Raw genomic sequence first — 12,742 nt, 5'->3', positions numbered from 1 at the left:
CTAGGGAGTAGGGTTTCATTGTTCTCTTTCTTACCACCTCTAATATTGTACCTAATCGTTAAGCAAAGTGCTGTATTAGCACTGCCGATCGCCCCCGGCACCGGTGTAAAGGTTAGCGTCCCCACCGAGTCGATCGCTGGTGGTACACTAAACAAAGCAGCATTATCATTCCCTACCACTTCAAAAGCCAGAGTTTGTCCCGATTCGTTGGCCGGGCCTGGAGAAATCGCAGCCGCCCATCCGGGGATGGTTTGTGGCCCCGAATTGCTGCTGAGAGTGCGATCGCCTCCTTTGACAAACGAAGGTGCATCGTTGACGGGATTAACTGCGATCGAACTTGTTAAACTATTAGTGCTAAACGGCGTTGTTCCACCAGTAACTGAAGCATTGACGCCCGCAGTACCGTTACCCACTCCGTTACTTCCATCCCACGCCCGAAAAGTAATTGTTGGTTCGCTTCCAGGGGTACTGTAATAGTCTGGGCTCGGTACAAAGCGAACTTTCGCAGGCGTTTGCAGGGAAACCCGCGTCAGGTTAATGTTACCTTGGGCCGAGGTAGTCCCGTCACCCAGGAATAGAAAATTAGGAGTTTCGTAAGGATCGATCGGGTCGCTAAATCCTGAATAATCGCGCAGCGGGCCGGTTAGTATGATATCGCTGCCATCGGAAAGAAAGTAATTGTCACCTTGAACTCTGAGAGTGTAGTTAGTAGCAATATTGGTGTTATAAGGAACATTCTCGGCTGTAACAAATAAGCCGTTGGTTTGTCCGCCTGGGTTGGGAGTAATGCCGTCTGCTTGTGCAAAGATATTGCCAGAAGTTGCAGATAGCTGCTGGAAACCGATTTCAATGGCTTTGCGATCGCTAGTAACGGCAACAATGCTAAAACCAGCCCGATTTTGATTAGTGCGGGATTCCGAGATAATTTGGAGATTAAAAGACAAGCTAAAGCCTGTAGTGCGATCGAGCGGGGGGAATGAGGGATTTAAAGGATTATTTGTATAGCCAGCATAAATGCTATTGGCAGCAGTGCTGTTTAAATTAACTCCATTACCGCTAAATATTTCTGAAGCTGTAGCGGTAGGAGAAGCAAGATTTAAGTTAGTCAAAGACAGCCAATCTTGAGCAGTGGGAGTGTTACCAAGTAAGCCATTATAAAGAGGAGTCGGGCCTAGTACGGTTGCTGAACTTTCGGACACTGTACCGAAATTTGTCCAAGTATTGCCGTCAGTTGAAAATTGCCAGTTACCGTTAGTATTATCTGCAGCGGTGACTGCGACACCCAAAGGATCGCCATTAGCGTCACTTCCTAACTCGCTAGTGAGGTTAAAAATACTAAAGCCTGTGTTAGCTGCGCTGGGTATATCTTCATTAATTGCGATCGGCGGATTAACATTAGGAGTTGCCAAAGTCGGAGCGATGTTAACCTGCGGGTTGCGGAGGCTGTTAATATAAATACTGTTAATTCCGCCGTTGGGCAAACCCAAGGAGCCGGGACTATCTCTAGTATAATTAGCAGTTTGGTTCAGGCCACCACTAGCGCTTAAAAACTCGACAATACCCCCGTTGTTTGGTGCTAGAATTTGCACTTTAGCTGCACTCCCAAATACCCCTAACCCAGTCATCGGCCACGCGAGGGAATCAACAGAAGTAATTCCCGCACTGCTAGTGTCTACCCAAACAATATCTGAGGCTGCAAAATCCCCGCCGAAAGGGTTAGTTCCGAATAAGACATTATTGAGATAAGTACCGCCAGCACCGTTATTTATCAGCAGTTGAATGTTCCAATCAGCATCATTTCCGCCTGCCACGGGGTTGTACGTAATATCATTAGTAGGAATGACACCTGAACCGCCGATCGCAATTATTGTTCCTGCCTTGAATACAGGAGCAATACTCGCCATGTTTCTGAACTGATAAGCAGAAAATTTCTGTGCTGTTGCACCGCTTGAATCGCCTACAAAAAAACTTTGAATTTGAGCTGTTGTTAGATCTTCGGTCAACAGCAGTTCCACATACTCATTCCCCTGGAATTGCCCGTTGCGGCGGAATTCGTTAATAATTATCTGTCCCATCTAGATGCACCTAAATTTGAGATGATTATGTATTAGCTATCAACTAATGTCGTTTCTTTTGCCTTATTTTTTTTATTACGTAAATACACTGTCAGTATTTTGTCATCAGTAGTTTGTCAGTAGAGTGGCTTGTTTAAGTAATTTTTGTTACTAAAATAATATCTGGAGTTCTGAGTAGTGTCAAGCAAAATCTTGGATTATTGTCGATCGCACTCCTGGACACAAAAGTGATTTGATATCAATTCCGGTTGCACGAGCGAGATGATTGTTGAGTGTTGACTGTTGACTAAAATTATGATTTCGGGATAACTGACTGTTTGGGCATTGGAACCCACATTCCGCACCCCCAAGGGGCAGCGTAGGCGGATTGAGGGGGTAAAAGTGAATCATCCGAGATCGAGCGTGAGTAAAAACACTGAAAAATCTGTGCAGCGATCGCATCACCCAGTTAGGCATTCCTAAAAATTGATACTCGGACATCAGTTAAATATTCTTAACCCATTAAACGTTAAAAATCCGACCCTTGCTTACTATTAATTCCCAGCACATATCCTCGGCAATATGACAATTATACATCACGGCTCTATCTACAATTACTTAAATGTAAGTCAGTTGTGCCAATTAATAATCACTTCATTTCACAACAAAAAATAATAAGATCGACAGGTGACTGGCAACAAGTTTAATATCGCCACCCGTTCGGCTGTCAAATTAGAAATTTGTTGAATCCCTTGAATAAAAACGGCATAAATCGACTGAAAACTTGGGAATATCCAGCGTAGAGTAGGTCGATTGGTTCTTTTGCCCAACTGATTTTTTACTGTCGAATTTGTGAGATGTAAGTTTTGGCGGAGTAGCCTTTGACCTAAAGTATAAACCAACAAACACACACCCATTACCAAAGTTAAAGCCTCGATTGTTTCCGGCGACTTCAGAAACACGCTATCCGTAAAAAACAGGGAGTTTTTCAAAAACCCAAACCCTTTCTCTGCTGCCTGCTGTTCCTTATATTTCACAATCATTTCATCAGGATTTAATTGTGACGCATCCAGCACATTAGTAGCTAAAATAAATCTGCCACTAGCTTTGGTTACTTTCGCGATAGCACTAGCATCCAATTCTAGTTGTGCTTGAACTTTAAATATCAAGCTAGAGCTAGAGCTATCATGAGAACTGGTGGAATTAGTACCGGGTTTTGCTGTCGCTTCTTGTAGAGTGCTAATTCGGGTTAAATTATAATATTTTAGTTGTTGGGATAAGCGATGAGCTGCTACCGCATCGGCATCACAAGCAAATTCAATATTTGATAATTATCGCCACTTTTTCTGACCATAAATTTCAGCTTTTTTGAGGTTTTTATCTAATTTACGTCGGTTAGCATCACGACGCAAACTGCTCTCTACTACTAACCATCTTTGTGTAATTTCACCAAAATTACTTTTGTGTTCTGACCAACGATATCCGGTCACAGAACTATCATGAAATTCTGATTCATTTAATTGAAATACCAATTGCTGCGCTTGTTTGAGGCTCAGCGTTACACGAGTCAACCATCTTAAATTGGTTAACATTTCGCTCATTGGGGGCGGTATATAATGCACTATCCGCTACCATTAAACTGTCGATATTTAAGTGTTTTTTAAAGCCTTGACAAATTGAGGCAAATATGGAATTATCTGATTTTTTCCCTGAAGCTACTCGCAAAAATAGTGGCATACCTCCATCTCCACTACAAATTAGGTCTAAAATGAATTGTTTTAAGTCAGGGCTTGACCCTTGAGAGTAGCTGTAGGTGATCTTAATTGGTACTGGGGATATTTGAGCGTTAGTTGATGAACTATCTGATTGATTGCCATCCATTTCTGTGCCAGAAGACAAAGATATTGATGGCAACTCTTGTTCATATTTATCATGTAGATGAAATGAACTTGAGTCTAAGTGAGATGTGTCGGTTTTTATCTCGAATTTTTGAGCGGCAGACAGGGCAATGGTTGTGAATGTTTCGGTAATTCCTGCCCAATATAATTTATCTAATACTCTACCTAAACGGTGATCATTCAGATGTGATGCTTGAATTCCCGCTCCCAGTAAATGTTCTATTGCTTTCCCTTCAAAAAATTTAGAGACGGGAGTATACTGGGGCAGAAACCATCCCTAATCCATTAATAATCCTGGCTTTAACTACCAGGCCGGGACTGACTATTTCGCCCGGTTGTTCGCCTATTAACTCATTGATTCTTTGGATTATTCCTCGGTCATCAATTAGACCGGCTATCAAGCCCAGATGATCTAGGTTTTCTACTTTCATCTCAGATGCTTTCTGCATTCTTCTGCTGAATCCTGATTTGAGCGTTCATCGCGCTCGCCAGTTTACACTAATTTTGGTGATGATTGGTTACTGCTGGCGAGCGCAATTAACGCATTTTCGTCATCAATCAGGTAACACTGAGGCAATAAACTTGGTTTGTGACTATGCCGGAGGCCAGCAACGCTTACGCAATTTTGACTGGTATCAGATTTCACTCACGCCCTCACGTCTCTTGTCAGGAATTCTTAACGCTTGTGATGCCAGCGCGACCAAAAATATTGAGTATTTTTACTCAAGCTTTGTCTCGGATGGTTCACTTTTACCCCCTCAATCCGCCTACGCTGCCCCTTGGGGGTGCGGAATGTGGGTTATAAACGTAGTCTCCGACAAAAAATTGAACGCACTGCTATGGATAACGATTATATGATTCAAGTTCTCTTTTATTGTTTTCTTGATTCTATATTAGATTCTTATGAGTCGTTGTGTCAAGCCTAATTGAGATGCTCTTACCCTGCCAAAGAAGCCGGGAGAATCTATCGAAGACGCAGTACATTTGATGTGGCTTTAGATTGAAAAAACTGGGTGAAAAAATTGAAACACTATCACCACTTGACGGCAGAATTAACCAGTAAATCTACCCATAAATGCCGCTTTTATCAACGAGGTATAAGGGCGGAAACCTTGATATGCTTTACCTCCTAGCTCTCATGTTACCCTTTCAGGTGTTTTTATACCTTAACCTAAAAGAGCGCCTTTTTTTCTGTTTATTTTGGGTTCAGATTGCACTCACTTTTTTCGTTTATGTGCTGTATTGCCTTAGCGAAGCTTACCCTAAACATCTCATCCCTCTTTAAAAGATGTCCGGAGTATTGTCATATTGTATAGTACAATATGCGTTTTAGATGCTGAACAGCTTAATCTCAAATACCCCATCTAAAAACTGCAGTCTCACCCCGGAACGCGAGAGCAACTTTTCAACAGCCTTAAACTCTCTGCAACTCAGCCCGTCAATTAAAATAGATTCATCGAGTCCTTCTAACTTTTCTAAAGTTGTTGTCATCCCAACCGCTCCTTACTAAATCCAATCTTAATTATATCTGCTTTCCTCTGCCAACATCTGCAGTTGCAACTCCATTTACTGTCCCTAATTTCCCTTATACTCGTCCGGTACAAATTCCGTAACCACTTGGCCACCGCCACCGTCGCCTTTGACAATCACAGTTTGATTTTTCAGCTCTCCCGCTGCCCTCGGCCCAGTCAAATTAAACACCGGATTTAGTTGCTTGTAAACCACATTTCCTTCCGCGTCGAAAGTCTGGTTAGTTAAATACCACGTTACTCGATCGGTATTTAATTGAGCTTGACGTTTTTCCCCAATTCCTACCACATTGCCCGTCAAATAAAATATTTTTTTCTCTAAATCTCCGCGCCCCGTATCGCCAGTCATCGTCACCTTTTCCACGCGGTGCAAAACCTTCACAGGCCCGGGCGATACCACAGATTGCGCGGGAAAATTCCAACTCATCAAACTGCTTTCTATTTGCAGCGGTGGGTCTGATGGCATCAACTGAGCGTTTTTTGTCAGCGTCGCAATCTTGGTTTTTAAGTCTACATCTACTTGGTCGGCAAAACCGCTGTCTGTTACTATTTTATCTTTGTATCTGTCAATTTGAGTGGGTTTGTCGCTGTTTACCTTTTGTTGCTCCACAAACCACACTAAGTGCTCGGTTCGCAATTGAAGAATCGGATCTTTAACATTTGCCACCACAGAACCGAATAACTCCATCCTCTTAGCCCTGCTGAAAACCCGCGCTTCCTTCGCTGAAGCCGTCACCTGTTTGTTCTCTCCCGTCAAATTGTTACGGACAACTAAAACATCCTCCTTTGGTCGCCACTCCAACTCATTTCCGCGTAACACCACTCCATTTTTTAGGTCTGTAGCGACTATGTTACCTTTGAGAAAAACCTGATTTCCTTCCTGAAATACCTGCCCGGTTTCTCCCTGAATGTCATAAATCTCTTTGCCGTCCTGAAACAATTTGCCCACAGGTTTCTGAACGTTAACTATCTTTTTATCTTTGCTGTAAACGGCATTTTGCGAGTTTACTTTCCAGAACGTCTCGCCCTTTTCGTTTGCTTGTTCTAGAGTTACTTTGTTTAACGTTAAAGTGCTGTTTGACTGTTGAGCAGTTTGGAGATCCTCAGCTAATTTATTCTTTTGAGTCTCTTGCGGAACCGCACAAGAATCAATCCCCAAAAGCAGAGCTGCTAAAAATAGCAGCCTCCATTTTGGGGAGTTGAGATTGGAAAGTGGCGATATGAGATTAATCATTGGGCCTTGGTAATTGGCAATCGGTAATCGGTAATTGATAATTGGGTATTGAAAAACACTTAATCAAAAATTAAAAATGTTTCATGCTTTGTTAAAAATTTTAACTTCTAATTCTCAATTATTCAACCTTAACCATCACCCCTTACCTGTTACGCATTATCCATTACCAAATCCCTATCTGTCGTCGTGCTCCTCCATCAAGCTCAGACCAGACAAAGGGCGGTAAGCATAATTAGGGCGCGATGTTTTTTGGATGTCGTCCTTAATCATTTCCAAATCGATATAGCGATCGGCTACATTAATCAAACTGTCGCTCGTCATCGATCGCAAACTCACCACCTCAACCCGCACACCGCGATAGCTCACAGCGTCTACAGCATAAGCCAAGTCGCCGTCACCGCTCACCAGTACCGCCGTGTCGTAAGAACCCACTAAAGCCATCATATCTACAGCGATTTCTACATCCAAATTCGCCTTCTTAGAACCATCTGGCAACTGTACCAAATCCTTAGAAATCACGCGGTAGCCGTTGCGGCGCATCCACAACAAAAACCCCTGCTGTTTCTCGTTAGTGCGATCGACACCCGTGTAGAAGAAAGAGCGCAGCAGCCGCGAACCCGCAGTTAAACGGCACAACAGCTTAGTGTAATCAATCTCAATTCCTAACTGCAAAGCTGCGTAAAAAAGGTTAGAACCGTCAATAAAAATTGCCACTCTACCCCGATTTTCTAGAACCTGTTCCGGCGTAAAAAGGTCGTTGCTTTCTATTCTATTCAACATGATTGTTATGCCTCAATTTTTATGAAAGATTGGTAAGGAAATAACTGCTAATTCGTACTCTGTCATAACACCTAGATCGCTGGCTGCCAACTATGAAGGTACTGTTTACAGCAGTTCGAGCCGCTTAAAAACAGGTTGGGGTTCCCCCAGAGTTTGGTTTGCAGGCAAAGCGCCCCAGGCAGCATGAGCTGCAAAATTCGCTAAACTGTTAACTGTAACTCGATCGTTAAAGTCAATTGAAAAACCTAGCTGCTGATAGATAGCGTTGCTGATATTGGGAATAATCGGCGATAAAAGGTAAGATGCTAGTCTAACAGATTCCAGAACAGAATATAGCACTTGTGCGACACTTTCGATCTGTCCCTGCTTGTACAAACTCCAAGGTGCTTGCACGTCAATAAACTTGTTCCCGGCTCGAACTAATGCAAGTACGGCTTCGCAAGCCTTGCTAAAAGCCAAGTCTTCGTAAAAACCAGCTACTTGATCGCCCAAACCCCGGCTCATAGCCTTGAGGAGGTTGTCGTCCTCAATGTTTTCTCCCAACACATTTGGTACGCAGCCACCACAATATTTGCGAGCCATGTTTAAGGTACGATTAAGCAAATTTCCCAAATCATTTGCTAGCTCAGCATTCAATATATTGATAAACCGAGTTTCGTTAAAATCGCCGTCCTCTCCGAACTCAATTTCTTTGAGGAAATAGTAACGTACTGCATCAGCGCCGTATTTGTTGACCAATTCGACAGGGTTTAAAGTATTACCCTCCGTTTTTCCCATTTTTTTGCCGTCTTTGGTCAAAAACCCGTGTGCGAAAACGCGACCCGGCATCGGTAGATTCGCTGACATCAGCATTGCCGGCCAGTAAACTGCGTGGAAGCGAAGAATATCTTTGCCGATCAAGTGCAAATCAATTGGCCACCATTTAGATAAAGCATTCTCCAAGATTGGGTCCCTGTCCGGATCTAGCAAGGCGGTGACGTATCCCAGCAAAGCGTCAAACCAGACGTAGATGCTGTGACTAGGGTCAACTGGCATTGGTAGACCCCATTCGAGATTCACTCTAGAAATCGAAAAGTCTTGCAGTCCAGAGTTGACGAAACTGAGCACTTCGTTGCGTCGGCTTTCCGGCGCGATGAAGTCGGGACGTTCTGCGTAAAATGCCAGCAGTTGGTCTTGATACCGCGAGAGACGGAAAAAGTAATTTTCCTCGTCGCGCCACTCAACTTCCTTGCTGGTGTGGACGGAACACCGATTTCCCGGCAACAATTCCCTTTCATCCTTAAATTCTTCACAGGAGACGCAGTACCAGCCTTGTTGCTGGTTCAAGTAGATGTCGCCGGAGTTCCAGACGCGGTGGAAAAATTCTTTGACAATGTACTCGTGGCGCCGCGAAGTTGTGCGGATGAAGCGATCGTACTGGATGTCGAGTTGCTCCCAAAGCGCCTCAAACGCCGGAACCACTGAATCGCAGTGAGCTTGGGGCGATCGTCCCAAACTCTCGGCTGTCCGCTGAATTTTCTGCCCGTGTTCGTCCGTCCCCGTCACCAGCAAAACAGATTTGCCCCGCAGCCGCTCAAATCGGGCTAGGGCATCCGCAGCCATAGTTGTATAAGCGCTGCCAACGTGAGGTAAATCGTTTACATAATACAGAGGCGTTGTTATCGCAAAGGTATTCTTAGTTTTATCAGTCGATTTCATTGAATGCTAAAAGAAAATTCCCTAAATTTAGTTTCGAGCTTAACTCAGCAGTTAATTTTTTTTTGAGTGGCAATCAAGCCAAATTCACTGCAAGTTATTTGCAATTGTCTAAGCCGGGCTATTCCCAAAAGAAATATTGCTTTCATCTCCACACTAATCTTTTTTAGTTGTTTTTGACGAACTCTCTAAAATGTCTTAATATTTTGACATTCTGCTGCCTTGGGAATCGACGATCGCGGGGTTGGCGCCTCCTCAATTTATTTGTCGCAGCCGCTATCCCTAGGGCGGGGTATCGCCCACCCGGTTTGCAACAAAACTCATCGGTTAAGCTGCTAAACCTCCCATTTGACTAACACTCCGCGACCACTTTTTGTAAATGCGCGATCGCTCACCATCGCCATCTCTTGCTGCAGATCGCTGGAAAGTCGATCGCCCGCAACTCCTGCCACTTTCCGAGTCGCTCATGGACGCAGAAACCGGGTTGTTTACGAAACTCTCTGGTCAAGCGCGAAGCTTTAGTTTCTTACCCCACAAAGAGTATAAAACCACATTGCGCACCCTCAAGTGTCACTATCGGTTTTTACTTATTTTTATGCAGCAATAAAACTATAAGTTATACTATAATACCGTAGATTAACGTATAAAAAACTTTTTAAAAGCATAATTTATTACTTTAAAGATATAGTTTTCTGCGTAAATACGCTGTGTAACACCCCAGGGTGCGGAATGTGGGATAAAAGCCTAACTTTTTTGTCACAAAACCCGGTTTATAAAGGTTGCGAGTACGTCCACAGACAATAAAACCCCAAGCCCGTTAAGCTTGGGGATATCACATCAGGGTGCATCTAACAAGGGATGATCCGATCGCCCTCGATCGCCATCAGGAAAACTAACTCGATTTCCACCAATAGCTTCTGACAAATAATCGGCTGCCGCTTCCACCACCGCGATCGCATTTTCGTAAACCATCCGCGTCGGTCCCAAAACCCCAACACTACCCACCGGCACCGATCCCCGGCGGTATGTCGAAGAAATCAGAGTACAGCCACGAATTGGTTCTAAGGAATTTTCCGAACCAATACGCACCGTTACCCGCTTGCCGGGGGTGTCTAACTCAGGCGATTCAAAAATCAAAGGCCAAAGCAGTTCCTGCTCTTGCTCGAGCAATTGCACCAAAGTTTGAACTTGCTGCAACTGCGAAAACTCAGGCAAGCGCAGCGCTTCTGCCAAACCGCCGATCAGAATACGCGTGTAGGTTGGATTGCTTTGGCGGCTGCTCAAAGCAGTCAGCATCGTTCCCACCCACTCAGCGTACAGCTCAAAGTCCCGGTCTAACTCGCTCCAGTCTACAGCCGAGAGTTCCAAGAGCGATCGTCCCCGCAACTTGGTGTTCAAAAAATTCGACAAAATCTGCAATTGGCGATCGACGATTTCGACATCAGGCGTGTTACCTTCTGCGTCCCTCGGCAACTGCACCAAAACCGACTGAGTTTCGTAGGCATCCGTCACCACGATCAGCATCACCTTTCCCGGCTCTAGCTGCACCAGTTGCAAGTGGCGCAAGCAAGCCATATTGGTTTGCGGTATGGTGATCATGGCTATGTAACCGCTGATACTTGCCAGGATTTGAGCAGCGCCACGGAGTGCCGCGTCCATGCGACCATCCGACCAGTTGAGCTGGTCTAGTACCTGTTCCACCTTGCGGGCGAGCGTATCAGAGGGCTGAATCAACTGGTCTACATAAATTCGGTAGCCGGAGTCCGAGGGGACTCGTCCTGCCGAAGTGTGGGGCTGATAAAGCAGTCCAGCTTTTTCAAGAGTCCCCATCGCATTGCGAATTGTAGCTGGGCTGACGCTGAGGTTGAATTCGTCCGCCAAAGCTTTTGAGCCAACGGGTTCCGCTGTAGCTATGTAGTGGCGAACCGTTGCCCAAAGGATGTGTTGTTGCCGATCGGTGAGGTTAACGCGCACAGATATTTAAGCAGAATTAGAATTTAGAGTTGAAAGCCACTATTTAATTGAAACGTCTGTCCCAAGAGGGCGATCGGGCAGACTTATCTATTTAAGATAACAGATTTAGGCGAAGGCAGAAGGAACAGGGAAGAAGCAAGAGGTAAGAATGAACAAGGAACAGGGAAGAATGTTTTAACTCTTCGGCGGTTCGTCCCGCGCTCTAATCGCTTCGATTGAGCGTCGGGATGAAAGCCAGGCTATTTCTTGCCGTCCCGATTGTGGTCTTCACCGAAGCTGTAGAACAATCGGGATAGGAAAGAAATAGCCAACCTCTTATACGGCACAACCAGTTACGGTAAATGGGATTCGTGTTAAACTAGATATATGAAAAACGTTGTCAAAGTACGAATTTATCCGACCAATGAGCAGAAAGAAACGCTGTCAAAGGCCTTTGGCTGTGCCCGTTGGTACTGGAACAATTCACTGAACGCAACGAACGATCTCTACAAAGAGACGGGTAAAGGCTTATCCCTGATTGGGATGAACAGTCGCTTACCTGCGCTCAAGAAAGAGTATGAATGGTTAGGTGAAACCTACAGCCAAGTGCTGCAAAGCGTCTCACTGAACCTGTCGAGAGCGTTTATCAACTTCTTTGAAGGACGGGCATCATTTCCCAAATTCAAATCAAAGCACGATAAACAATCGATTCAGTACCCACAAAAAGTTCAAATTGTTGATGATAGTCATCTGAAGTTTCCCGGCAAGTTAGGCGTTGTTTCTGCCAAGATTCATCGCAGGTTTGAGGGAAAAGTCAAAACCGTCACAGTTAGCATGAACCGTACAGGGAAGTATTACGCTTCCTTGTTATTTGATGATGGCTTACCGGATGTTGAGATTTCCTCAAACGGTAAAGCGGTGGGAATTGATGTCGGGCTAACTCATTTTGCGATTACGTCTGATGGGTCTAAGTTCGACAATCCCAAGCACTTGAAGAAATGCGCTAAAAACCTGAAGCGTAAGCAGCAAAAACTATCCCGTAAACAGAAAGGCTCAAATCGTCGCAAGAAAGCCCGCCGCATTGTCGCACGGGTGCATGAAAGAATTGCAAATTCTCGCAAGGACTTCCAGCACAAACTATCTCGCAAACTGGTGAACGAGAACCAAGTCATCATTGTCGAGAATCTGGCAGCCAAGAACATGGTGAAGAATCACTGCCTAGCTCAAGCAATCAGTGATTGTGGCTGGTCAGAATTCACCCGTCAACTCAAATACAAGACGGAAAGAGACGGTAAAACCTATCTAGAAATTGGTCGGTTTTTTCCATCGAGTAAGACTTGTCATGTTTGCCTAAATCAGGTGGGTAGTCTTCCTCTAGACCTGCGCAGTTGGACTTGTTCCAACTGCCAGACAAAGCACGATAGAGACGTAAATGCAGCTATCAACATTCGAGAGGAAGGCTTGCGAATATTAGCGTTAGGAACTAGCGCTACTGCCAATGGACGGAATGTAAGTCCGAAGGCTGGAAGGAAATCTTCCGTGTTATCGGCTGTTCCGGTTGAAGTTGGAAGCCAGCACCGTACCGCTTAGCGGTCGGTG

9 protein-coding genes and 1 pseudogene are annotated in these 12,742 nt (G+C 44.7%); 1 reads left to right on the top strand and 9 read right to left on the bottom strand.

The window, feature by feature from the left end; translation table 11 throughout:
* From QUA23_RS25785 to hrcA, 9 genes and pseudogenes are all read right to left on the bottom strand, one after another.
* A partial coding sequence (locus QUA23_RS25785; protein WP_445243523.1) for a choice-of-anchor Y domain-containing protein occupies positions 1–2,075 on the bottom strand: 2,075 nt, incomplete at its 3' end.
* A gap of 180 nt (positions 2,076–2,255) precedes the next feature.
* A complete protein-coding gene (locus QUA23_RS25780; RefSeq protein ID WP_333078633.1) occupies positions 2,256–2,555 on the bottom strand; it encodes a hypothetical protein in 300 nt (99 codons plus the stop codon).
* 158 nt (positions 2,556–2,713) lie between these two features.
* A pseudogene (locus QUA23_RS31175) lies at positions 2,714–4,401 on the bottom strand (IS1634 family transposase).
* An 880-nt stretch (positions 4,402–5,281) separates the two neighbouring features.
* Positions 5,282–5,443, bottom strand: coding sequence for a hypothetical protein (locus tag QUA23_RS25755; RefSeq protein ID WP_333078636.1), 162 nt, complete (start codon positions 5,441–5,443; stop codon positions 5,282–5,284).
* Positions 5,444–5,527: 84 nt separating this feature from the next.
* Positions 5,528–6,715 carry an LPS export ABC transporter periplasmic protein LptC gene (lptC, locus tag QUA23_RS25750; protein WP_333078637.1) on the bottom strand — a complete coding sequence of 396 codons (1,188 nt, stop codon included), beginning with the start codon at positions 6,713–6,715 and terminating at the stop codon, positions 5,528–5,530.
* 174 nt (positions 6,716–6,889) lie between these two features.
* Complete coding sequence (locus tag QUA23_RS25745) at positions 6,890–7,495, bottom strand: LabA-like NYN domain-containing protein (RefSeq protein WP_006631885.1); 606 nt, start codon at positions 7,493–7,495, stop codon at positions 6,890–6,892.
* Between the two features lie 105 nt (positions 7,496–7,600).
* The gene (gene metG / locus QUA23_RS25740) at positions 7,601–9,193 is read right to left on the bottom strand and encodes a methionine--tRNA ligase (protein WP_333078638.1); all 1,593 of its coding nucleotides are present in this window, start codon (positions 9,191–9,193) and stop codon (positions 7,601–7,603) included.
* A 324-nt stretch (positions 9,194–9,517) separates the two neighbouring features.
* Positions 9,518–9,658, bottom strand: coding sequence for a hypothetical protein (locus QUA23_RS25735; RefSeq protein WP_333078639.1), 141 nt, complete (start codon positions 9,656–9,658; stop codon positions 9,518–9,520).
* A 369-nt stretch (positions 9,659–10,027) separates the two neighbouring features.
* Positions 10,028–11,170, bottom strand: a complete 1,143-nt coding sequence (gene hrcA / locus QUA23_RS25730; RefSeq protein WP_445243524.1) for a heat-inducible transcriptional repressor HrcA — start codon at positions 11,168–11,170, stop codon at positions 10,028–10,030.
* A 360-nt stretch (positions 11,171–11,530) separates the two neighbouring features.
* On the opposite strand from hrcA, the gene QUA23_RS25725 reads away from it, so the two are divergent.
* Positions 11,531–12,733, top strand: a complete 1,203-nt coding sequence (locus QUA23_RS25725; protein ID WP_333078641.1) for an RNA-guided endonuclease TnpB family protein — start codon at positions 11,531–11,533, stop codon at positions 12,731–12,733.
* Positions 12,734–12,742 lie beyond the last annotated feature (9 nt).

Origin of the sequence: Microcoleus sp. Pol1C5 (assembly GCF_036701115.1) — a bacterium.
Classification (GTDB): Bacteria; Cyanobacteriota; Cyanobacteriia; order Cyanobacteriales; family Microcoleaceae; genus Microcoleus.
This window is presented reverse-complemented; position numbering and strand designations above follow the sequence as displayed.